This window comes from Frankia sp. AgPm24 (assembly GCF_023243055.1).
Classification (GTDB): domain Bacteria; phylum Actinomycetota; class Actinomycetes; order Frankiales; family Frankiaceae; genus Frankia; species Frankia umida.
This window is the reverse complement of record NZ_JALKFW010000110.1, coordinates 1-345: the sequence shown is the minus strand read 5'-3', so window position 1 is coordinate 345 and position 345 is coordinate 1. Positions and strand designations below refer to the sequence as shown.

Below are 345 nucleotides of genomic sequence, written 5' to 3'. Positions count from 1 at the left end.
CGGCTTCCGGTCGGGTCTGCCCTGGCAGTCCGGTACCTGGGCCAACCTGCTCCAGGCCCCCTCGGTGACCGACGCCTTCTGCCAGTCCCGCGGGACCCCCTGCGACCTGGCCAACGTCTACGTGGCCCGCAACAACTGGCCAAGCATCGTCGAACCGTCGTTCGCGCAGCTGAACTACGCGAACTGGCCCGGCCGGCTCGTGATCACCGTCCCGCCGTTCCCCGAAGGGCAGGGCAACACCCTCGCCACCTGCGCCACCGGCGCCTACGACTCCTACTGGCGCACCTTCGGCAACACCCTCAACACCACCGGGCGGCAGAACTCCATCATCCGCCTCGCCTGGGA

General features: G+C 69.3%; 1 pseudogene. It reads left to right on the top strand.

Annotated elements, in window-relative coordinates:
- Positions 1-345 (top strand): annotated as a pseudogene (locus MXD61_RS05880) (beta-mannanase); the annotation flags it as partial.